Origin of the sequence: Acinetobacter sp. UBA3461 (assembly GCF_002381195.1) — a bacterium.
GTDB lineage: Bacteria > Pseudomonadota > Gammaproteobacteria > Pseudomonadales > Moraxellaceae > Acinetobacter > Acinetobacter schindleri.
In genome coordinates, this window is the sequence record NZ_DFRO01000026.1 from 140,891 (window position 1) to 165,862 (window position 24,972).

14 protein-coding genes are annotated in these 24,972 nt (G+C 43.3%); 6 read left to right on the top strand and 8 right to left on the bottom strand.

All coding sequences use genetic code 11. The annotated features are described in order from the left end of the window. Positions 1–170 precede the first annotated feature (170 nt). Entirely contained in the window at positions 171–11,432 is an 11,262-nt protein-coding gene (locus B3D47_RS06745) for an ESPR-type extended signal peptide-containing protein (protein WP_286860798.1), read from the top strand. Positions 11,433–11,594: 162 nt separating this feature from the next. On the opposite strand, the gene B3D47_RS06750 is transcribed toward B3D47_RS06745, so the two are convergent. The 3 genes from B3D47_RS06750 to B3D47_RS06760 all read right to left on the bottom strand — a co-directional run bounded on the left by B3D47_RS06750 (position 11,595) and on the right by B3D47_RS06760 (position 14,970). Beyond that, positions 11,595–12,566, bottom strand: a complete 972-nt coding sequence (locus tag B3D47_RS06750; RefSeq protein WP_163171656.1) for a methyltransferase — start codon at positions 12,564–12,566, stop codon at positions 11,595–11,597. Between the two features lie 318 nt (positions 12,567–12,884). Continuing rightward, complete coding sequence (locus tag B3D47_RS06755; RefSeq protein ID WP_163166667.1) at positions 12,885–13,583, bottom strand: pirin family protein; 699 nt, start codon at positions 13,581–13,583, stop codon at positions 12,885–12,887. Between the two features lie 163 nt (positions 13,584–13,746). Next, the gene (locus B3D47_RS06760; RefSeq protein WP_253169665.1) at positions 13,747–14,970 is read right to left on the bottom strand and encodes a L,D-transpeptidase family protein; all 1,224 of its coding nucleotides are present in this window, start codon (positions 14,968–14,970) and stop codon (positions 13,747–13,749) included. A 198-nt stretch (positions 14,971–15,168) separates the two neighbouring features. On the opposite strand from B3D47_RS06760, the gene hemE reads away from it, so the two are divergent. From hemE to B3D47_RS06785, 5 genes are all read left to right on the top strand, one after another. Then, positions 15,169–16,239, top strand: a complete 1,071-nt coding sequence (hemE, locus tag B3D47_RS06765; RefSeq protein ID WP_005221411.1) for a uroporphyrinogen decarboxylase — start codon at positions 15,169–15,171, stop codon at positions 16,237–16,239. Positions 16,240–16,249: 10 nt separating this feature from the next. Continuing rightward, positions 16,250–17,056 carry a DUF817 family protein gene (locus B3D47_RS06770; protein WP_005221414.1) on the top strand — a complete coding sequence of 269 codons (807 nt, stop codon included), beginning with the start codon at positions 16,250–16,252 and terminating at the stop codon, positions 17,054–17,056. A gap of 138 nt (positions 17,057–17,194) precedes the next feature. After that, on the top strand, positions 17,195–17,665 hold the full coding sequence (locus tag B3D47_RS06775; protein ID WP_005221416.1) for a DUF3015 family protein: 471 nt from the start codon (positions 17,195–17,197) through the stop codon (positions 17,663–17,665). 72 nt (positions 17,666–17,737) lie between these two features. Further along, positions 17,738–19,624, top strand: a complete 1,887-nt coding sequence (locus B3D47_RS06780; RefSeq protein ID WP_005221418.1) for a DUF4105 domain-containing protein — start codon at positions 17,738–17,740, stop codon at positions 19,622–19,624. A gap of 178 nt (positions 19,625–19,802) precedes the next feature. Next, positions 19,803–21,206: a diguanylate cyclase gene (locus tag B3D47_RS06785; RefSeq protein WP_034433947.1), complete on the top strand. Its 1,404-nt coding sequence runs from the start codon at positions 19,803–19,805 to the stop codon at positions 21,204–21,206. 1 nt (position 21,207) lies between these two features. On the opposite strand, the gene B3D47_RS06790 is transcribed toward B3D47_RS06785, so the two are convergent. The 5 genes from B3D47_RS06790 to trpC all read right to left on the bottom strand — a co-directional run bounded on the left by B3D47_RS06790 (position 21,208) and on the right by trpC (position 24,965). Then, positions 21,208–21,771: a DUF4385 domain-containing protein gene (locus B3D47_RS06790; RefSeq protein WP_005221421.1), complete on the bottom strand. Its 564-nt coding sequence runs from the start codon at positions 21,769–21,771 to the stop codon at positions 21,208–21,210. Positions 21,772–22,027: 256 nt separating this feature from the next. Further along, positions 22,028–22,387, bottom strand: a complete 360-nt coding sequence (locus tag B3D47_RS06795; protein WP_005221423.1) for a cupin domain-containing protein — start codon at positions 22,385–22,387, stop codon at positions 22,028–22,030. 95 nt (positions 22,388–22,482) lie between these two features. Continuing rightward, positions 22,483–23,031: a GTP cyclohydrolase I FolE gene (gene folE, locus B3D47_RS06800; protein ID WP_171063874.1), complete on the bottom strand. Its 549-nt coding sequence runs from the start codon at positions 23,029–23,031 to the stop codon at positions 22,483–22,485. A 93-nt stretch (positions 23,032–23,124) separates the two neighbouring features. Then, entirely contained in the window at positions 23,125–23,808 is a 684-nt protein-coding gene (locus B3D47_RS06805) for a Smr/MutS family protein (RefSeq protein ID WP_005221425.1), read from the bottom strand. Between the two features lie 350 nt (positions 23,809–24,158). Then, a complete protein-coding gene (gene trpC, locus B3D47_RS06810) occupies positions 24,159–24,965 on the bottom strand; it encodes an indole-3-glycerol phosphate synthase TrpC (RefSeq protein WP_005221426.1) in 807 nt (268 codons plus the stop codon). Positions 24,966–24,972: the final 7 nt, after the last annotated feature.

Consider the following 24,972-nt stretch of genomic DNA (forward strand, 5'->3'; position numbering starts at 1 on the left):
TCATTGATGTAATTCATGATAGGAGAACCATGCACTTTTGTAACAGGTGTTTGGATTGAGTTAACTAGGACTGCATTTTAATCTCGTCAATTTTAATAATTTAAATATATGTTTTTATTTATTTTTTTAATTGACATTGAGATGAGAGTCGTTGCATGAGATAGAAAGTCATGAACCACATCTACCGTATTATCTGGAATGAAACTTTAGGGGCATGGGTTGCAGTTGCAGAGAATGTAAAAAGAAAAGGGAAAAGATCATCAGTAAAATTAGCTGCTCTTTCCGTTACAACACTCATCAGTTTGATACATATTCCCGCATTCGCTAAAAATGAACTTTGTATGCCAGATGAGGTTTGTAAGTCATTTACCAATTTATTTGATTCTGTTGTATTAAAACAAAGCCATGAACAAGCATATACCGATCAAGTAATCTCGATTACAGCAAGAGCTAATGATGGTAGTAATGGCCGTACAGGTGCATTATTTGTTAAGCCCAAAGCGGGTAAACCAGGTGGGGATGTTGGGACGAGCTGGGAATATAGCTATGTTGTGAACTCTGATATATCTGAAACAAACGGCTTAGATCCAATTGTTGTCATTTACCATAATGATGGGGCGTTTAATGGTGGAGGTGTGCCAAGCGGTGAATATATGCAGGCTACATTCACTCCACATGATGTAGATGGAAATGACATTTTTTTAGATGAAGTCAATCCTAGGTATCAGGTCAATACCGTTAACTATTCATCGAGTGGTGTGGCTTCAGCAATAAACACAACTACGGTAAATGTCACTTTAGAATTCAATGTCGATTCAAATACTGGTCAAGAAACATATCTAAAAAGTGTTCAAATTCCGCATTATGATTTGAATATAGATTTAGAAGATAGAGACCAGACCAGTACATCAGGTCAACATCTTAATGCTGAACTGAACTATTCCGTTCATGGGGAAAATCAGACGCTCAACTTTACTAAAACAGCGACCGCTGTGGAATTAAGCAGTCGCGGTGGTGATGGCGGAAATGGCGGGCAATATATTTTAGGTGGAAAAGGAAAACCGGGCGGTGTAGGTGGGGATGCTTCAAATTCGGTTCTAAACTTACATGATCTAGACATTGCTATTGTTGCGTCAACGCGAGCAACAGGGGTAGGTAAAGGCAGTACCGGCGTCTTAGTGAAGTCTCAGGGCGGTGATGGTGGTGATGGTGGTGGTTCTTATACGATTGACGCTGGGGGCGGAAAAGGGAATGTAGGCGGAGAAGGCAAAAAAGCATCTGCAAATATATTCAATACTCACATCATGATTAATGATGATTATTCATCAGGCGTGGTTGCGATCAGTGCAGCGGGTGATGGTGGTAATGGTGGTAAAGCTGGAGGTATTGTCTCATCTGGTGGTAAAGGAAATAACGCTGGACAAGCTGGCGAAGTTGAAATTTATACAGATAGCCAAAGCCGAATAGAAATTATTGGATCACATGGTAATGGTCTTTTAGCACAATCGGTGGGGGGAGCAGGCGGTTCCTCCGGTGCCAGTATCGGTATTGTATCGATGGGTGGGCAAGGCGGTCATGGTGGAAATGCCAATAATGTAAAAATTATAAATGAAGCTGAGATAGTAATTAAAGGAACACAATCCAATGCGATTACTGCGCAATCGGTTGGCGGTGGTGGTGGTAATGGCGGTAGTGGATTTGGACTGGTTACACTAGGCTCTATGAATGGTGCAGGTGGTAATAGTTCAATTGTTGATGTCACGAATAGTAATCAACTGACAGTTGAGGGACAGTCATCACACGGTATTGTTGCCCAATCTATTGGTGGTGGTGGTGGTAATACTGGTTTAACTGCTGGCATGGTGGCATTGGGTGGAAAGCAGACAGAAAGTAGTGCTGGTGGCGGTAATGCAGGTGTAGTTAGAGTAAATAATACCATTGGTGGAGATATTGCAACCCTCGGTGATGGTGCACATGCGGTGATTGCACAGTCCATTGGTGGCGGTGGTGGTAATGCAGGCCTAAGCACAGGTTTAGTCTCTTTCGGTGCCAATGGCGGTAAAGGTGGTCACGGTACTACGGTTACTGTCAATAATAATGCAAATATAACAACAAATTATTTATCTACAGCAAATAATGATAGTGAACGACAAATAGAAAAAGCACAGCAAGTTGGTTCCATTGGTATCTTGGCCCAATCGATTGGCGGTGGTGGTGGTAATGGTGGTAATTCAGTTGCAACAGGGGCTTTTGTCAGTTTAGCGCTGGGCGGCAAAGGTGGAGCTGGAGGTGACTCAGGTAATGTCCAGGTTCGTCATGGTGGTACTGATGGTTCTGAGCCGAGGATTTCAACAAAAGCAAATCAATCTAACGCAATTAAAGCACAGTCGATTGGCGGTGGTGGTGGTAATGCGGGTTATGCAGTATCTAATAGTGTTGGCGGCGGATTTAGCTTTAGCTTAGCGATGGCTAAAGATGGTGGTGCTGGAGGTACATCTGGTGATGTGCGGATTGATACTTTAAGTGGGGAGCTTCTTACTCAAGGAGATCGTTCAGCTGCTATTGTTGCACAGTCCATTGGCGGTGCAGGTGGTGATGGTGGTGTTGCTGGAACTGGCAGTGTATCAGTTGGTTTTAGCCTTGGCTTAAGTTTGGGGGGAGAAGGTGGACATGGAGGTACAACGGGAACTGTCGAAGTCAACAATAATAGCTTAATCCATACTCAAGGAGCTGATTCGTCAGCTATTGTTGCGCAGTCGATCGGTGGTGATGGCGGTGCAGGAGGAGCAGTGTATAGCTTCTCGGGAGGAATGTATGCTGGCGCAGTTGGACTGGGTGGCACAGGTGGTGCGGGAGGTGTTAGTAATTCTGTTACCGTCATCAATAGCGCGGATATTATGACTCAAGGCACGAGTTCATCTGCCATTTTAAGTCAGTCTATTGGGGGCAGCGGTGGTAATGCAGGAACAGCAATTACTGGTGCATTGGGTAACATAAGCGCCGGACTTTCTTTAGGTGGTCAATCTCGTGCAGGTGGTACTGCAAAACTTTCTAAAATACATTCACTTGCAGAAAGAATAATAACAAAAGGTGATAACGCCACGGCAATTATTGCCCAATCTATCGGTGGAGATGGGGGTAATGGCGGCAATGCAATTGGTGTGTCTGGCTCAGCCTTGGCAGGAGCTGGTATTGGCGTTGGCGGTACAGGTGGGACTGGTGGAAAAGCTGGTGCTGTCGAAGTGGTTATTGGTGATGAAACCACTGCATTGGAAGGCGTGGTTATAACACAAGGTCTTAACTCGGGTGCAGTTTTGGCGCAGTCTATCGGTGGTTCTGGAGGTAATGGCGGATATGCTATTGGAGCTGCTGCCAATGTAAATGTCGCTGGTGGTTTGAGTGCAGGTGTTGCACTTGGTGGGACTGGTGGCAAGGGAGGTTCAGCCGAAGCTGTGACCTTAACCTCACATCATGCAATATTTACAGAAGGTGAAAATTCAACTGGATTGACGGCTCAATCTATGGGGGGCGATGGTGGTAATGGTGGCATGGCATTGGGTATCGCTGCGACTGGGTCATTGGCTGGTATTGTAAATGCAGGCGGTCTCCCATCTGTAGCTTTAAGTGCGGCAGTTGGGGGTAAAGGTGGTAGTGGAGGCATTGCAAAATCTGTAGAGCTGACCAGCCATAATATTATTGGCACAAAAGGTAATAACTCCAATGCCATACTTGCTCAATCACTTGGTGGTGGCGGTGGTAGTGGTGGTTTTTCAGGTGCATTTAGCCTAAGCGCATCAAAAGTAGGTGCTATTGCAGCCAGTGTCGCTGTGGGCGGAACTGGCGGTGATGGTGGTCAGGCAGGCACAGTGAATGTCGATTCTTTTGCTGATATTGCGACTGAGGGGCACAATTCATCTGCTATCTATGCACAGTCAATCGGTGGTACAGGTGGTAAAGGTGGAATGTCTTTGGCAGTTTCTGCCGCAGCGGGCTCATCTGCTGCATTGAGCTTAGGTGCAAGTGTTGGTGGAGATGGGGGAAATGGTGGTACAGCGAAAAGTGTTGAAGTAAATAGCCAGAGCAATATCAATACGGCTGGTGATTTTTCACATGCGATTCTTGCACAGTCAATTAATGGTAATGGCGGTAGCGGTGGTAACGCCATAAATGCATCTGTGTCTTTATCCAATGGTCCTGCTACAACTGCATCAGTTTCTATTGGTGGAGAAGGTGGCGGCGTGGCTACCTTTAAAGATAAAGATGGTAATGATCTGAAAGATCAGTATGGCCGTTTAAATGTAAATGGGACTTATCGAAACTTAAGTGGTAAAAAGGTCGACGAAGAAGGGCGTTTACTTGATAGTGCAGGAAAGATTGTTAATAGTGAGGGGTATCGTGTTACTGCTCATGGTCATTTCATCTTAGATGATAACAAAATTGTAGATGCCGAAGGGCGTGAGCGAGATCAGAATGGTAACTATCTAGTTGATGGAAAGCGGTATAACGATCAAGGTTATGAGGTGACATCAGAAGGTTACATTGTTACAGCTCAGGGTAATGTGAATGAGGTCGGTAACAAGGTTAAAGCTGATGGAACAGAAGAAATAGATAGTCAAAAAAATGTTATTCACATTGATCAGAGCCAATGGGGAAGTATTGATCTCTCAAATATTCCTCAAATGAGTGATTTTGAAGCTAAACGAGTTTTGACAACTGTAGATCAATACAACGGGGACTGGAAAAACTATTTAGCGGCCATTTTGACTGAAAAACTAGAGCGAGAGCGCAATCTCAATCATGTCACTGTGAACGTTGGAAAACAATTCACCCATACTGATGACATTAAAGTGATTCAAACCTCGGGAATGAATGCTGATGCCATTGTTGCCCAGTCTATAGGTGGTAATGGTGGCACAGGTGGTCTTAGCATTAATGGCACATTAAGTTCAGGCCGGTCTGCAACCAACTTGGCTGTTGCCGTTGGTGGTGGCGGTGGTGATGGTGGTGTAGCTGGGGATGTCTTGGTTAATAATCAGAACACTCTGATTGAAACGACGGGTAAAAACTCAAGTGCTATTCTCGCTGAATCGATTGGTGGTAATGGCGGTAAAGGTGGTACGTCCATTTCTGCGAGTTTAACCAATGCCAAAGTACAAGCAGCTTCACTTACTGCAAGTGTTGGAGGTGGGGGTGGTATAGGTAATGAGGCGGGTGATGTAACTGTTATTTCGAATAATCAGGCTTCATTAAAAGATGCTGAAACCTTAGAAGATATTGCAACCATTTCGACCCTAGGGGATCTGTCTCATGGTATTGCGGCTAAGTCCATTGGCGGTGGCGGTGGTCAAGGCGGATTTGCGGGGAACTTTAGCTTAAATTATGGCAATAATAAAGGTATACCAGGTACGCCTCAGCCTCAAAGTAGTTCATTATCTGCAAGTGTAACGATTGGTGGCGGTGGTGGTACAGGCAACCGTGCGGGTGATGTTTATGTGGATAGCACAGACAATATTGTCACCAAAGGTATAAATGCGATAGGTATTAAGGCTGAATCCATTGGTGGAGGTGGTGGTAGTGGCGGTAAAGCACTCGATGTGAATATCAATGCCACCGAAGGAACAGGAATTGATTTAGGCGTTACACTGGGCGGAAAAGGTGGTTCAGGGAGTTTAGCGGGCCAAGTTCAGGTTGATTCAGAAGGTTTAATTATTACAAAAGGAGATTATTCGCATGCAGTATATGCGAAATCTCTAGGCGGTGGCGGTGGTGATGGTGGTTTTGCTGTAACAGGATCGCTGTCTAGTAATGTTGCAACATTTCAAGCAAATGCGAGTGTAGGTGGTTTCGGGGGTAATGGAAACAGCGCTGATGTGGTGACTGTGAACCGCATGGGCGATATTTATACGTATGGTACAGAGGCGGTGGGTATTTTTGCACAGTCCATTGGAGGTGGCGGTGGTGATGGCGGTATGGCAATCACTGCAAATTTAGCTAAAGCTGACTCCTACCAACTTGGTTTTACTTTGGGTGGGGCTGGTGGTGATGGACATGCTGGTAGCAAGGTCAACATAGATAATGTTGGAACCATTCTGACAAAAGGCTTTAAATCACAAGCAATTAAGGCACAGTCGATTGGTGGTGGCGGTGGTAATGGTGGTACTTCAGCTGCATTTGATGCCAAAGGCATTAATATAAAAAGTAATTTTGTTATTACAGCTGCAGTAGGTGGTTGGGGCGGTGATGGAGGCTTCTCCGATAAAGTCACAGTGAAGAATGATGGGCTGTTGATAACACGAGGTGATAGCGCTCAAGCCATCTTAGCGCAGTCGATTGGCGGCGGTGGAGGTGATGGTGGTAATGCCTATTCAGGTACTTTAATGGCACCATCTGTAGGACCTCAAGGGAAAACAACGTCATTTACTTTTGCACTAGGTGGTTTCGCTGGTGAAGGGAATAAATCAGGCGAAGTGGATGTTCAGCATACGGGCGATATCTATACCGAAGGTGATCGTTCAAGCGCAGTACAAGCACAATCCATTGGAGGTGGTGGGGGTAATGGTGGTAATGCCTCAACACTCGCAGTGAATATGCAATGCGATGAAGTATGTGCGGATCAACTAAAAAATGAAAACTTATCTTCACCTCCATCAACATCGATTTCTACCAGTATTGGTGGCTTAGGTGGGATTGGAAATGATGCTAATACTGTTACCGTCAATACCAAAGGCTTAATTCAAACTCAAGGAAATAGTTCGAACGGTATCTACGCACAATCCATTGGTGGTGGTGGGGGCGACGGTGGTAGCACATTTGCAAACTCTACGACAATCACTGGTGCCCAAAAGGCAGGTTCATCTAATTTTTCTGTAGGAATTGGCGGTTATTATGGTTCAGGTGGTCATGGTGGTGATGTGAGTGTCACACATGCCAATTCAATCATGACCAATGGCTATAATTCAAAAGGTATTTTAGCTGAATCTATTGGTGGTGGCGGTGGTAATGGTGGTGATACTTCGGGTTCCAAAATTGGTGTCGGTGGTGGAGCATTCCAAGATGAGATGAGTCACTTGCTCGACAAACTCAAAGAATCATTATCTAACTTAGGTGCAGATGAACTTGCAAAAATTTTGCCCCGTTTAACAGATGGTGCTGCTGGTGATGGTGGTGATGTCATCGTAAATACTCGACTCGATGCGGAAGCTGGAGAAATTGAATTCACTCGAGCGGATCAGACTACATTTACGCTCAAGAATTTCATCATGACTCAAGGTCAATTCTCCGACGCGATCTTTGCTCAATCAGTTGGTGGTGGTGGTGGTATAGGTGGTACTGTCGAAGGGGGGACACCTGAAATTGCTTTCGAAATTGAGGTCAATTTACCTACTGGTGAAAAAGATGAGTACGGTAATGATATATATGCTCCGAAGACAGTTAAACAGACTATTAAGAAAGCAGATGGGGGTTTATTTGCACTCGGTGGCGATGGCGGTGCGGGTGGTGATGGCGGTGTTGTAACTGTCAATAACGAACTCGATTTGTATACTGGGAACAAATCCTCACGTGGTATTTTTGCCCAATCCGTTGGTGGTGGTGGTGGTGCAGGTGGAGATTCAGATGGAAAATCAACCATCGGTATTGGTGGTTCAGGATCCATGGCGGGTAAAGGTGGTGAGGTTTCTGTTAATAACCAAGGCTCTATTTATACACAAAGCACAATGTCAGAAGGTATATTGGCGCAGTCCATTGGGGGCGGTGGTGGTGCTGGTGGCAGTGTGGAACAGGCAACCATTGCATTAGGTGGCGGAACACTCACGACTTTACTAAATGGTTTTGGAGCCAATTTACCTGTTAATAATGGGCAAGACGGCGGGTTAGTGAAAGTTTTGAGTGGAAGTAAAGCTAAACTGACTACGATTGCAACTCAAGGAAATCTCTCATCAGCAATACTTGCACAGTCTATTGGTGGTGGCGGTGGTGTAGGTGGTCATGCTAGCGGAACTGTAGCTGTTGGTGGAGCGGGAGCCGCAGGTGGTGATGGCGGTGTTGTATCCATTGATAACCTCTCAAATCTACAGACTTTAGGAGATGACTCATCCGCAATTTTAGCTCAATCCATTGGCGGTGGTGGTGGTGTTGGCGGAAACAGCGATGGCGGCAATAAAAACAACGAAACCAAGAGTGCAATGTTATCTGTAGGGGGGAACGGTTCTGCAGGTGGTAATGGTAACGATTTAACTGTAAAACATGATGCCCAGATCCAAACCTTAGGCAATAACTCTAAAGGTATATTGCTGCAATCCATTGGTGGTGGTGGTGGTGTTGCAGGTAGTACCAAAGGTTTCTCAACGGATGAAATTCGCGATGAAATTGAATCCATAGGTTTAGGAAGCGGTGTCAATAAAATATTAATGAAGCCATTAGACCTTGCAGATACTGTGATTGAAAAGGTGTCTGGTTGGGTGACGCCGTATATTAAAGAATATTTAATGTCAGGATCTGTTAAAGGTGGTGATGCAGGAACAGTCAGATTAAGCCTTGGTCCGGATAGTGCCGTGCAGACATCAGGTCATGCTTCAGAGGCCATAGTTGCACAGTCTATTGCTGGCGGTGGTGGTTCGACGGGTAGTACAGCTGGCCTACTTGTCGCTGGTGCATCAGCTGGTGCGAGCGGTATCTCTGGGGCTGTACAAGTTGATCATGCAGGTGAAGCTTTTACCTTTGGACAAAATTCAAGTGTGATCGTTGCCCAATCGATTGGCGGCGGTGGGGGGCTAAGCAGTGGCATTGATCAAATCAGTCAATTTGCCCAGTTAGGTGCAGAAGGCGCTACAGGCTTAGCCAATACAGTGAGTGTTAGTAACTCTGGTGTTTTATTTACCAAAGATAAATTATCTCAAGGGATTATTGCTCAATCCATCTCTGGGGGTGGTGGGGCTACAGCACTTAGCCATCAGTTGGTTTTGGGTGGAGCAGATAATGCTGACAGTCATGCAGAAGATGTTACTGTAAGTAATAGTGGATATATTGAAACAACCACAGATGGTTCGTCTGCAATTGTTGCGCAATCCATTGGTGGTGGTGGCGGTTTTGCTGCGGGTGTCGTCAATGGCAATGTAAGCGCTGGCAATGGTATGGGAAACGGTGCTGACGTAAGCGTGACTAATGGAACCTTAGCGACAAGAAAACTTGCAGCATCTGGTACTGATACCACTCCATCTAAAGGGATTACCACATTCGGTAATTATGCCCACGGTATTATTGCTCAATCCATTTCAAATGGTGGGGGTTATAGCAATAACGTTGATGCTTCAGGTAATGTTACTGGTTACCAGACAGTTGCTCAGAGTGCATTAGTGAGCGGTAATGCAGGTAATGTGAATGTGGATCAGCATGACAATATCTATACGACAGGGGTTGGCTCTGTAGGGATTTTGGCACAAAGTACAGGCTTTAATGCGGGCACGATTATCATTAACAACACTGCAGATGCACTGATTCGTGGTGGATCAGCAGAGGGTGCTGCGATTCGTCTGATTGATGGACGTGACAACGCTATTCATAACGCAGGTATCTTGACCGGATCCGCATCTGATAACGTCTTTGGTCAATATTTATCAGGTCAACATGATTTGATTGATATTGGTCTGTTAAATGCAAATGCCGTATTGGCCGGTAATGCCGAAGACACGATTAACAACACTGGTTTTATCACAGGAAATCTGGATTTAGGTTCAGGTACAAATGCATTGAATAATAGAGGTGATGGCTGGATTATTTCAGGTCAATCACAAGTGATTAATGGGGTGGCCCGTAATGAAGCGAACTGGGCGGTATCGGGGGTAAATCTGGTTGGTCAAACTGACTTGATTGGGGACTTCAGTCAGGAGCAATCGGGAACTTTATTCTGGGACTGGAACTTTAAATCTGCAGCATCTTCAGCCGGTATAAATGCCCGAGCTTTGGCTGCGGCAACACCAAATTACGATGTCTTAAATGTTAGTGGTAATGCAGTGGTCGATGGCGTGCTATCTATTAATATTATGGATTCAGGCTATGTTAAACCTGGTGATTTTGCACTTAATTTTATCAATGCGAATACAGTTGATATCAGTGCTTTAAAACTAGATGCAGTTGCTTCTGCTGTTGCGACCTATAATCGCAGCTTGATGAATGGTAACGGTGCGATTGTTTCAAATATTAATTTTGCACCTACTGGCTTAAGTCAAAATGCTGCAAGTTTGGGTGAAGTGATTAATCAAATCCAGTTAGCAGAAATTGCAACATTTAGACCTGTTGCAGCACCACTATTCTACCGACCTGATTTAGAGGCTTTACAGGAAACGTATAATCTATTGAGTGGTGAAGGGAGTGTGGCTAGCCAACAATTGTACTTCACCCAAAATGCAGGTGTGATGTCAGACCTTTCGATGCATATCGATTTTTGGCGTTCGAAATCGGCACATGCCCAAAATAATGGATTTGCTACAGTAAGTTGTTCAGCTGAAAATGAAGCCGGTTCTGCACGTACAGATGTGAAAAACTGTCTGGAAGATAATAAATGGAGCTTATGGATCGCAGGTCACAATGGCGAGCAGGAGCAACGTGGCAAAACATCTTCAGGCATGGCAAATGTCAATAGCGACAGTTATCGTACCATGGTCGGACTGGACTATGCGCTATCGCCAAATACGCTGGTTGGTGTGGCATATAGCAATGGCAAGACCCAGTATGAAGTTCAGGACCGTTTGACTACAGGTTTAATGGACTTTGAAGGAGTGAATATATTTGCTTCACATCGTATTCAGGACGCATACGTAAAAGCTTTGATTGGATATGACCAAGTTTCAACCGAAGTAAATCGTTATGCATTCATTGATCCTGCTCTAGATCCAATAGTTCAGGTGGCAGGTGTTGAAAATAATCTGACTGGTGAAGCTAAGGCAGATGCCTACAGTCTGCGTTTAGAGACGGGGCGTCTGTTTGAATTAGATGCTGTAAATGTGACCCCGTTTATCGGAGCGCAGTATAGCCAACTAGATACAAAAGCATTCCGCGAATCGGCGTTAGAAAGTACAGATCCATTGGCTTTACAGTATGAAAAAACGAGTGTCTATAGTGCGCCGTTATTCATCGGTGCGCAGTTTGACAAAAACTTTGTCTTTAGCGAAGGCGTGATTCAGCCATATGCCCGTTTTGCATTCAGCCATGAGTTGTCTAGCAAACGAGAAATGGATGCAAGTTTTGTTTCTGCACCAGGTTATGTCTTTAGGACACAAGGTGGTGAACCACAACGTAATAGTTTTGATATGAATGTGGGCTTTAAAATGACCTCGATTACCAATCTGTCAATTTTTGGTCAGTACTATGGAAAGTACGCTTCATCAAGTTCGAGTGATCAAGGCGGAAGTATCGGTTTAGAGCTGAACTGGTAATAGATGAGTTAATAAAAAACCGGCTTAGGCCGGTTTTTTATTAAAGATAAACCTTTAAAATATCAATAAATTACTGGGATATTTTTTATAGATTTTTCATAAAAATTTATAAATTTTCTGAGTACTTACCCATTAAATAAAGAACTTTTAATGACGACAATATTATTGTTTGACTTCAATTTTCACTAACGCCAAAGCAATCCTGTCCACATGCTGATAAGCCGGTTGTTCTAATTCTTCTCCAAAGATGTCCGGGTCAATCTCTTCATAAGACCAGCTGATATTTTTATACTGACTCATTAAGTTTTCTAAATGCGCTAAAAAACGATTGCCATCCTGAGTGACGGTAACGCCTGTATATAAGAATATACATCCCCGTGGATAAAGATGCTGGATACCTTCTTTAATGATGCGAAAAGAGAGAGCATTGCCATCTAGCTCATCACCGCCATGCCGGTATTGACGTTGATACGGGTCGATTAAATAGGGGGGATTGGCAAAAATCAGGTCAAACTGACCTTGCAGATTTGCAAATAAATCACTCTGTACCGGATGGATTTTTTTTAAACCAGCAAAGTCGATATTCATTTGACTATATAACAGGGCTTTCGGATTAAGATCCGCGACAATCAGCTCATCATAATCTGGAAAATATTTTGCGATACTGACGGCAGCTGCCGAAGTACCACAACATAGTTCAACTGCGCGTTTCAATGGATCAGATCGGCTCGCTAAATGTTGCTTCAAGTGATAGGCAAAACGATAAGTATCTGGGCCAAAAAATACTGCATCTTGTTCTATGGTCGGAAAGGCAGAGTGAATAAATAACGCATTGTTGAGAGAAGCTACCCGTACCTGACTTAAATATAAGTTTTCCTGAAATTTAAGAAGCTGATGTTCTTCAAGTATGGAAAAAAGCGCAGGATCAAGATCTGTTTTTTTAAATCCAAGATTCCAGCCAAATATATCCTTGAGCGTAATTTCTTTATTTAAATCATTTTGTTTACGATCCAGAATCCGTTGATGAGAAAGTGGGGTAATTGCAGTAAATTGATAGTCTTGCTGTTTTAAGAAATTCAATAAATAAAGTAAGGCCTGCTGTTGGCTGGTTTTTATATCTAAGATCTGGTTCATAAGGATTTTCTCTTCTGATTCTTAGAAAATATCAAGTAATCATTCTGTTGTGCTCATAATAAAAAATGACTCGAAGGATAGCCATAAGAATTGGTTAAGTTTCTTCGTACGTTATAAATAGACGGTTGTTTAAAATGAATAAGCTTAATCATCGCTGAAAATGGGAAACTCTTAGGTAAAGAAGTGCTGTGGATTGGTATTATTTATTTTTATCTGCAAGCTTGCATAGAGAGAAATAAGTTCACGATATCAAAAATAAAGGCTATCCACCTTGCAGATGAGATGAATAGCCTTTTAGAACTAAAATTGATAAAAATCTTAGTCTTTGACTTCCGGCAAATCAAACCAGATTACTTGAGCATCATCCAGAGCTCTCATATCTACTTCATCCAGGAAAGCGATTGCATCACCTGCATTTAAGGTGTATTCGGCAATCTGTACTGCACCTGAAATCACATGCACATAGTTAATATGCTGAGAGGCTTTGATTGCTAAAGCCTGATCTTTTTTAATCACTGCGGTTTTCACTTCAGCATTCTGGCGAATATGCATCGGTGCGTTATCATTTGGTCCACAAATCAGATGCCACTGGTTAGGTTGTTCACGTGGATCCAGCTTAATTTGCTGATAGTTCGGTTGTGCATCATGTTCGTTTGGAATGATCCAGATTTGTAGCAAATGGACCTGTTCATCACCCTGGTTCATTTCACTATGGCGAACACCTGTACCGGCACTCATCAGTTGCCACTCACCCGCAGAAATCCCGCCGTGATTGCCCATGCTGTCCTGATGGGTAATCGTACCTTTAAGTACACAGGTCAGGATTTCCATATTGTCGTGTGGGTGTTGACCAAAGCCTTGGTGACCATCGATCAAGTCGTCATTAATCACACGCAGTGCGCTGATACCCATATATTTAGGGTTATACCAGTTACCAAATGAAAAGCTGTGTTTAGATTCCAGCCAGCCCATTTTGACATGACCACGGTTTTCGCTTTTATGCAGGAAAGCATCCATTTTTCATCTCATCTATTTTTTTAACATGATCCTATCTTAGCGTTGTATTTATTTTATAAAAAGCCTATCCATGCGACAGATCATTGCAGTTTTGCAACGATCTGAATTTTATTGAAGCATAAAAAAGCCCACTCGAAAGCGGGCATTTTTTATATAGAACTGATTATTCCAGGAAGCGGACAGTTACACCTGACTTCACTTTACGGCCAAGATCATTGGCATCCCAGTTGGTCAAACGGATACAACCGTGTGAATAAGACTTGGAAATCATCGATGGATTTGGCGTACCATGAATACCAAATGATTTCTTGCTCAGACCAATCCAGATATTACCGACTGGACCATTCGGGCCAGGTGGTAAGGAAAGCGGTTTGGTATTATTACCTTGAACAAAGTTAGAAGGTGAATAGCTATAATACGGGTTACGCGCCACACCTGTTACTTTATAAGTACCCGTTGGAGAAGGCGTACTGGTATTACCAATACTTGCCGGGAAAGAGGCAATCATTTTATTTTTGCTGTTAAACAGATACAGCTGTTTGGCACCTTTGTGCGCTACAATCAAATGAATGTCTTCTGGCAGGTTGTTACGGACATTGGCAACCAGAAGTTTTTGGCCTGCTTTGCTGAAGTTTGCTCCCGGATTGAGCTGTTTCAGGAATGCTTCATCCATGTGGAATTTTTCAGCAAGCATTTCCGACATGCTGGTGTAGTACAGACCAGGCATTTTAGCCTGTAGCGCATAATCAGATGGAATTGATTTTGCCAAAGGTACTTTCAGATCTTCTGCTGAAATGGTGTATTCGACAAATGCAGGCTTAGATGCTTGCAACTCTATCAGCTTATCCCAGGTTTCTTTGGTCAATGTACCGGTCGGCTTGATACCATTCATTTGCTGGAAAGAAGCCAGTGCTTTCAGGGTATTTTTACCACTGGTTCCATCAATTGCACCTGGCGAAGCATGAGCATTGTTCAACATGACATGTGCACGTGCGTATACAGGGAACTGACCTTTACCGATGTCTTCATACCATTCAGCATTATTCAGACCATCTAGCGTCCAAGAGGCTTTATTGGCATGAGCAGAAGTGCTTTTAGCGGCTGCTGTTGGGGCAGCACCGATATCCGCATTTTGATCTTCAGCTGCCTGCAGTCCATCCAGGGTCTCAGAAGCCTGAGTAAGATCGCTTTGTTCCTGAGCTGAAATAGGAGTATCTGTAGATTTGGCTGCTGATGCTTCTGTAGCAAGCGGATCGATCGGGTCTTGAACCGTAACATCGCTCGCTACTTTTTTGGGATTTAATGGCTGTTCAGTAGCAGAAGCAGCGAAGGCAGTACCTGCAATAATGCAACTTAAACTCATTGCGAGCATTGTGCGAACGAACATGTAATTCAACCTAATTATTCATAAACTATTTAAATAACGTAATAAGTATTACAGAAAAACTATGGAGATGCAGTAGTTGTTTTGTGACACCCTTAATTCTTCACTTATGATGATCGATTTTTAAAGTAATGTGAAGTTATTAAAAATGGAGGCTTTTTGCTATGATGTCTTGAATGTCAAAGATTGATGGTAATGTGAATGACGACCTTAAAAAATGATCGTTTTCTGCGTGCATTGTTGCGTGAACCTGTAGATACCACACCCGTATGGATGATGCGCCAGGCAGGCCGTTATTTACCAGAATACCGTGAAACACGCGCTAAGGCAGGGGATTTCCTGTCTCTTTGCAAGAATACCGAATTTGCCTGTGAAGTGACCTTGCAGCCGCTGCGCCGTTATGAACTTGATGCAGCCATTCTATTTTCGGACATTTTGACTGTGCCGGATGCATTAGGTCTGGGTCTGTATTTTGAAGCCGGTGAAGGTCCTAAGTTTCATAAAACCGTACGTACCGAGCAGGATGTAGCGAATCTGCCAGCATTTAATGCCAAAGCAGATCTAGACTATGTCATGAATGCGGTTACTACGATCCGTTCAGCATTAGGTGGACAAGTTCCCTTAATTGGCTTCTCGGGCAGTCCATGGACACTGGCGACTTATATGGTTGAAGGTGGTTCCAGCAAGGATTTCCGCTTTACCAAACAAATGATGTATGCACAGCCTGAAGTGCTGCATGCATTACTTACACGTCTGGCAGATGCAGTAACGGATTACCTGAATGCCCAGATTGATGCAGGTGCTCAGGCGGTGCAGATTTTTGATAGTTGGGGTGGTGCACTAGCGCATCGTGAATATATCGAATTTTCACTTAATTATATGCAGAAAATTGTCGCAGGTTTGCAGCGTGAAAAAGAAGGCCGCAAGATCCCTGTGATCCTTTTCACCAAAGGTGGTGGCCAGTGGCTTGAGCCAATGGTAGCAACAGGTGCAGATGCTTTTGGACTGGACTGGACTACGCCGTTGAATGTTGCCCGTCAGACTGTTGCTGGTCGTGCAGCATTACAAGGCAACCTTGATCCTGCAACCTTATATGGTTCTCCAGACGCAATTGCTAAAGCTACCCGGCTGATGTTGGATGATGCCTATGCCAATGGTGAAAAGACCGGTTATGTGGCAAATCTTGGACATGGCATTACACAATGGGTAGATCCAGCCCATCCTAAAGCGTTTATTGATACCGTGCATGAGTACAGCGCTAAATATCTTTAGGATGTAAACCTTGATCGACCTACTCAAATCAGGGGTTGAATTTTCTTATAAGGCAGCATCGGCTGCCTTATTTGGGATCTTACTCCTGCTGGCTTTTGCTTTTAGTGCTTCAATGGGGAGTGAACTGTTTTACGGCTTCTACCGTTATGACTATCTTCTATTTTATGCTCTGGTGATTCAGGTCATTCTATTGTATGCCAAATTAGAATCCTGGGCAGAAGCCAGAGTCATTGCGCTATTTCATATTCTAGCGATGGTGATGGAAATTTTTCTGACTCATCCAGCGATTGCTTCCTGGCATTATCCACAACCCGCCATTTTCAAGATCTTAACCGTCCCGTTGTTTGCAGGCTTTATGTATTCAGCTGTAGGCAGTTTTTTTGCGCGTTCATTACGTCTGTTTCAGGTCTCTTTTAATCACTTGCCTGGTTTTGCCAATATGATGGCACTGGCCGTGTTGTCCTATATTAACTTCATGAGCAAGTTCTTTATTCCAGACTATCGTATTCTTCTTTTTATCTGGAGCGCGCTGATCTTCTGGAAAACTCAAATCCGCTTTCAGCTGAACCGGCATTCCTTTCAGTTGCCGATGTTACCGGTCCTGGCTTTACTGGCTTTTATTATCTGGATTGCAGAGAATATCAGTACCTTTTACCAGATCTGGCTCTATCCAAGTCAGGTAGAAAAATGGCATATGGTCGGCTGGGCAAAATTAGGTTCCTGGTACTTGTTATTATTGCTCAGTCTGGTTCTGGTTATGAAGATTTTAGGGGTGCGTGATTCTAGAGGAAATTGGCAGTTGAAAGCTTCTTCATAAAATTAATGTTTTCTTTGGTTAACATGGACGTTTTTGACATTGCGTATCGATCAGCTTCCAGCTAATCTGCTTAATGTGTAATATAAATTACATAATTATATCAATAACAAAGATGCAGAGAATAACCGGAGAATAAGTATGTTGAAAAAAATTATGCTCGCAGCAGTATTAACGACTGGTTCGAGCCTGGCGATGGCTGACAATGATGTTGGTTGTGGTGTCGGTAGTCAGGTGTGGGCAGGTCAGTCAGGCATTATTCCTAAACTGCTTGCTGGTACTACAAACGTTCTGTTTACTAACCAATGGCTAGGGATTACTTTCGGTACCTTGGGTTGTAGTCAGGGAGGAACAGTCACTGCACAAGTTGTGACGTTTACCAATGAAAATGCGGAAGCATTGGCACGCGATATGGCTGTTGGTGAAGGTGAAAGCCTGAATGTACTTGCAGAATTGCTGAATATTAAATCTGAAGATAAAGCACGCTTCTTTACTTTATCCAAGCAGAATTTCTCTGAAATCTATTCAGAAGAAAATCAAAATACTTTACAGGTTTTGAGCTCATTACAAAACGTGATGGCTAAAGATGAAGTGTTAAAATCTTACATCTAACGGATCCTTAAAAAACCCTGCTACTGGCAGGGTTTTCTTATGACTATAAAAACCCAAGAATACATTGACTGAATGAAATATGCCTTTTTACTCATAGCTTTGCTATCGAGTCCCGTAAGTTTTGCTACGACCATTTCCCCAGATATTCAGCCTTATCTTGATCAGGCGGTACAGAAGCAGCTATTTAAGGCGGAAACCTGGCAGCGTTTAATGTATGCCAATAGCAAAGGTCAGAGTGAGGTCAGCTACTCTGGTTATTTTCTGGCAGAGCAGGGAGGAAGTAACCTGCAACAGGAAATGCAGCAGAATATACAGGCATTATTTTTAGCAGCTGCCCCCAACCAGTCCGTGCGCTGCAAGTTTCCCGCACGTAGTCACTGGCTCATGCAGCAGTTAAATATCTCTGAGCAGCAATTGCCTGAGCTAAGTTGCCCTGATCTTGAACGCTGGATTGGGGAGGTGAAGCCTTATAAAGCTACCCTGATTTATGCGACAGATTTTATGGGGAATCCGAGCTCAATGTTTGGGCATACTTTGCTGCGTCTGGACCCTAAAGACCAGCAGGAACTGAAGCTGATTTCTTATGCAGTCAATTATGCAGCGACCGTAGACAGTAATGATAACTGGTCCTTTGCCTGGAAAGGCCTAACCGGACAATATCCGGGTGAATATTCACTGATGCCTTATTACCGTAAGGTCAAAGAATATGGCGATTTTGAAAGCCGGGATTTATGGGAATATGAACTTAATCTGACGCCCGAAGAAACCACTTTTCTGGTACAGCATCTGTGGGAAATGCAACAGGTCAATTTCCCTTATTATTTTATTAATGATAATTGTTCATATCGTCTCTTAGGTCTGCTCGACTTAGTCCGACCTGGACTGAATCTGCAAAAACAGTTCGGTACGACCACTATTCCGGTAGAAACCCTAAAAGTTGTAGAGCAGCAGGGGCTGATTCGGGAAAAAATCTACCGACCAGCCCTCGAAACCCAGTTGCTGGCTCAATCTCGCCAGCATGGTAAAGTTCTGGCAAAAACTGCACATCAGGTCGCTTATGCAGAAACTGCTAAGATGTCTGAGATCTTGCAGAATTATCCTGCTGAAGATCAGGCCAAGATACTGGAAATGGCTTATGATCATTTATATCTGGATTTTCTGCGTCAGGAAGTAGATGAAGCATTTGCCCAACCCCGCTTTCGCAAGTTATTGGGATTAAGGAGTCAGCTGGCCATAGAGAAACAGCGTCAGCAGCCAGAAACTCCAAAAGTAGATCCGACACAAAGCCATCATGCACGTAATTTCGTATTTAAGGCTGGACAGGTACAGGATCAAACTGCGATTCAGTTAGGTTTCCGTCAGGCTTATCATGATCTGATGGATCCACAAGGCGGATTACGCACAGGCACTCAATTATTATTTCTCGATGGTGCGCTGCAATACCGTGATGATCGTATAAAACTGGAACATCTGGACCTGTTAACAGTTAATTCTTATAACCCGATTCATGCATTTAAGGTTCCGTTGTCTTGGGGCTTTAATCTGGGCTGGAAACAGGAAGCGCTTGACCGGGAAGGAGGGTTCAGTACTGAGCAGCAGCATGGTGTAGCCAATTTTCAGGTACAGGGTGGCTATAGCTGGGCTAATGCCGAACGTGAACATCTATGTTATGTGCAATTACAAACGCATGTGCAGGCTGGTAAAGCACTTGATGATGGCTGGCGTGCAGGCCTGGGACCAACCGCAGGCTGTCAGAATATCTGGACGGACCGAATTAACAGTCTGGTACAGATAGAGCTCCCTTATTGGCATGACAGTCAGCAATGGATGCTCAACCTGAATACAGAACTGCAATATAGCCTAAATATGCAAAATGCCATTCGGATTGGATGGCAATACCAGCAGCAGGGGAGTCTGGACTGGCAGGCATTGCATTTACACTATATTCGTTATTTTTAAGTGAATTTTCGAGTAAAATCTCTAAAAGTTGCTGATTTAAATAAAAAATAGAAGTTACAAAGATATAAGGATCTTGTGGCCGATTTAGATGTCGTTTTATCAAAATTATGGATGCATGGGATAACGATAGCTTATAAATTTGATATATTGTTCACCTGATTTATTGGGGTGTTTGAGTATGGACAATGAATGTATGGATATGCTAGCGGGACAGTGGCAGCATATATGCCAAAATTATTCATCAGATGATTTAGTCCATGCCTTCCAGTTTATACAGGATAATGCCCTGATACTGGTGGAAGAGTTTTATAAAAATATGCTGGTGGAAAAAGAGTCGGCAGAGTTCTTTTCTGACGATCTGATTCAGCAGCGCCTGCGCAACACCTTGCATCAATGGCTGTTAGAAAGTTTTAGTGTGGGTATTAATAAGCACTATTTACAGGCAGTACAGAAACAGCATACCGTAGGTCATGTCCATGCCCGGGTAGGTATTCCATCCTGGCTGATTATGCGTGGTGTACGTGAAATTGAACGCAAGATATTTGAGCTGTTAGAAGAAGATGAACAGTTGCTGACGCTGACGACCTGTAGCTATCTGGTACAGGTTATGAGCTTTGCCACTGAAATCATGTGCCGTTCCTATGAGGCAAAAACTGCCAAAAATCAGGAAATAAAGCATAGTTATCGTCTGTTCTCTGCCATGCAGGATGTTGCAGTACAAAAAGATAAGCAGCGTAGTTGCTTACTCGACTGGGAAAATGAGCTGATGTACAAAGTGTTCTCAGGTCAGGAAACCTTACGTCATCCGCTACTGTCCAAATCTGAATTTGGCCTATGGTTTATTCATAAAGCCTCGTATGCATTTACCGGCTCAGATCAAGTTCAGCTAATTATTGAACGCATTCATCAGGTCGATACGCTAAATCAGATCATTTTAGAATGTCAGGACAAAACAAAAAAACTGAACCTGATTCAGCAGATTCGTGAGCTGAATCGTGAGATTCAGCATCTGATTGATCAGCTATTTCAGGTGGCAGAATATATTGAATCGGGTAATGATTCCCTGACTCAATTACTCAATCGTCGCTATCTAAATACCATTATTTCCCGCGAAATTACTTATTCACGTCAGAACCAGACACCGCTTGCCTTATTGGCGCTGGATGCCGATTTTTTTAAAACCATTAACGACAAATTTGGTCATGCGGCGGGTGATCTGGCCCTGAAATTTATTGCGGATGGATTACAGAAATACAGTCAGGGCAGTGACTATGCTTTCCGTGTGGGTGGTGAAGAATTCTTGCTATTGCTGGTCGATACCGATCAACGCCGTGCCATGAATATTGCAAAAAATATCCGTAAATTTATTGAAGAAGGCATAATCACGACTGCACAGGGTATTCAGTTCAAGTTTACCGTGAGTATTGGCTGTGTGATTTATGACGGTCATCCAGATTACCAGAAGTTCCTGGATACTGCCGATACAGCTTTATATGCAGCAAAAAATACTGGTCGTAATCGAGTGTATCTGGCAAAAAATGACCCGGATACACGAGTATTGAATACGCCATCACTGACCTAAATTATTGATGGGATTGCAGCGATTCAATCCAGTCTTTAAATTTCTGTTTTTGCTTAATGTACTCGGGATGCAGTTTGGCTTCATCCCATTTTTGTTTAAAGATACGTGCTGCGGCAGCTTTCACGGGATCTTCTCGCTGACGAGGTAATTCGTCTCTGCCGTGGGCGCCGCTCAATCCTTTTTTGTCATCTGGCACCGGACCGTCATATTTTTTACCGCCTTTATGATTGGCATAGCGGCGGGCACGGGTATAGCCCATCTGCAAGAATTTACGTGCCATATCCGCACCAATAAAATCTTCTTTTTCCAGATAATCTATAAACATGGCATAAATCTTAGTGCTGCTTGCTTGAGCCTTCTCTTCATCGGCAAAACGCCAATGTGGCAAAATTTCCGATTTATACGGTTCAACTGAAAGCACGCCCTGTTCACCACGTCCAATCCGGTACAATTCAGGCCGTTTTCTAAAATCAATTTTTTCAAAATCCAGCGAGTAATCAAAACTGGTCGAAACTGCCCGTGAGGTTTTACGGGGAACATTTTTTGAAACTTTTTTAATCGTCATATTTTCTCCTTATGTATCTATATTTCCCCTATAACCATGAATGCCTGTCTGTATTTTTGAAGTCCATGAGCTTTCTTAAAATGTATGTATTTTTTATTAAGTGCATATACACAAGCAGATCAATCTGCATAAATGCACAGATGATCAGGAATAATGTAGGATGGAAGAGTGCTAAAGCGGGTAGTGATGCTGTAATGAATTGTAGAAGTAGAATTTATTTATAGCTTTAAAAAAGAAAAACCTGCAAAAGCAGGTTTTAGGCTTCAACTACGACAAAGTACTTTTTGACTGCCTGTACCACTTCAAAAGTACCGACAAAGCCTGGCGGAATAATACCTGCATCACCTGCTTTGATTTCTACATAACTTTTTTTGTTGGCATCATGCAGGCGAACTGTACCTTCAATGACCGTAAAGAATTCCTGTTTATTCTCAGCGAACACAATATTCCATGCACCTATTTCACATTCCCAGATACCGCAATTCATATTGGGATGATCATACAAGCTTTGTGTAGAACGTTTAGGATTGCCAGTGACCAGGCGATCAGGACGGGGATAATCAATTGTGGTTTCACTCTGGGTTAAACCGTGACCTGCTAACCAAATCGATGACATAGTGAATCCTCAAGCTAAAGTTATCTGAAATTGAACAAATTAAAGCACATATAAAAAAGCCTCAACAAGTGTCGAGGCTTTTGAAATCAAAACGATTAATAAGCTTCAGGTACTGCGCTCAGGAATTCACGACGTTCTTCTTTATTGGTTTTAAAATCACCCACAAAAGAAACAGTACGTGTCGTTGATTCCTGCTTGCCCACACCACGCATCATCATGCACATATGCGCAGAATCAATCACCACAGCCACACCACGTGCGCCAGTCACTTCAGCCACTGCTTCTGCAATTTGCTGGGTCAGATTTTCCTGAATCTGTAAGCGACGTGCAAACATTTCAGTAATACGGGCAAATTTAGACAGGCCTAAAACATGGCCTTCTGGCAAATAAGCAATGTGCACACGACCATAAAATGGCAATAAATGGTGTTCACACAGCGAATAGAATTCGATATTTTTGACCAGAACCATCTCATGGTTATCAGACGGGAATACCGCATTATTGGTCACTTCTTCCAGAGTCTGGCTATAGCCGGAAGTTAAATACGAAAACGCTTTCGCAGCACGCACAGGCGTATCTTTGAGACCAGGGCGATTTAAATCTTCACCAACGGCAGTAAGAATGTTTGCGTAGGATTGCTGCATAGTCATATGACGTATTCACTTACACTGAGATAGAACAAGGACGGCATTGTAGCAGAAAACTATTACATTGCCTTAATTTGGAGTTAATTCCGATTACTGTTTGAACTTTGGATTCTTTTCCGCACGCTTGAGCAGAACCAGCACAGCGCCAGTACCGCCCTGGTTTTCAGGTGCGCTGACAAAGGCCAAAACATCACGGTGCTGACGCAGCCAGCCATTTACGTAGGTCTTTAAAATGGCTTCCGGACCTTTACCATGCACGATCTTAATCACGTTCTGGTTTTCATCTTTCGCCATCTGGATAATTTGCAATACTGCAACACGTGCTTCTTCCACGGTACAGCCGTGCAGATCGACTGCTTCATACCAGCGCAGATTGCCGGCTTTCAGATCTTCAAAGACTTTATGCTGGAGGGTCGCAATGCGATAGCTCAGCGCAGCCTGACTTCCGACTGGATTCAGCATGGCTTGGGTATCTGAAAGGGCAGTTTCATCAGTCTGCATCGGACCTTCAGCAGCAGCACGTTTGGCTAGTGTCTGTGCATCCGGTTTTTTCTTGCCGGCTTTTTCGATTTTTGCGATATTGCTATTATCGATTTTTTGTACACCCTGCATCTGTTTACGAAACAATTCCAGCTCATCAGCTTGTTCCTGTTCAGGTGTTTTCACCGCAGGTGCTTCAACTTCAACGCGTGGCTGTGGATTGCTGATCTGTTTTTTAAATTGCTTCAGCAAATTAAACTGATCTTTGGAAAGCGAAGAATCGTGTTTGCTCATAATCAAAAAACATGCAAGATGCGAAAATATTGATAAATTATAGTCCTGATTCAAGAAAATGAGAACTGCATTGCGCGCATACTGTTTAGGTATTCTGTTCAAGTGAATATTTAAATGAAATTTAAACGTGAATATACAATAAGAGCTCACGTTTATTATTTGATTTTTTAGGTCTTACTGTTCATATAAGCAGAATGTATTTGATTATATCCAGGCTGATAGGCTGAATTTTAGAGAGAGATTTCAAGCTGGGGCAGAACAGAAAAACAGATAAATTAGAAGGTCTAAAAGTTGATTCAGGGAGTGGGAAGAATCAGGGCAAAACGAATTTTGCCCTGAATTGAAAATTTTTATACAGTTTCTGGTTCACCAAACAGGTCGCGGAATGCATGATCCGGACGTGGCTGTTTCATAAAGCTTTCACCAACCAGAAAGGCATGAATATCATGTTCCTGCATCATCGCGACATCTGCAGGTGTTGCTATACCACTTTCAGTCACCAACAAGCGAGATGGATCGAGTAACTGTTTTAAACGCAGTGAGGTATTTAAATCAACATCAAAGGTCTTCAAGTTACGGTTATTTACACCCAACAGGCAGCGATCTGAAAGTTTAAGCGCACGTTCAAGTTCGGCTTCATCATGCACTTCGACTAAAATATCCAGATTATGCTCAAAAGCAGTCTTCGACATTTCTTCCAGTTGCTGATCAGACAGGCAAGCCACGATCAGCAAGATACAGTCTGCATGTAAAGCACGCGCTTCAATCACCCCATAAGGATCAATCAGGAAATCTTTACGTAGGGCTGGCAAATCACAATGCGAACGTGCAATCTGAATATTCTCATCAGCACCCTGGAAGAAATCCACATCGGTCAAGACGGACAAACATGCAGCGCCTGCATCCTGATACTGTGCGGCAATTTCCGCTGGATTAAAGTTTTCACGGATAATGCCTTTGGATGGAGACGCTTTCTTGATTTCAGCAATCACCCCCGGGTGCTTAGCCAGCAATGATTGAGCAAAGCCACGTACAGGTGTGGCAGCTTGAGCCAGCTCTTCAACATCCTTATAACTTTTTTGCTTCAGACGTGTAGCAAATTCTTCTTTTTTCCGGTCTACGATCTTACCTAGAATTGTATTTGCGATATCTACCATGATTAAA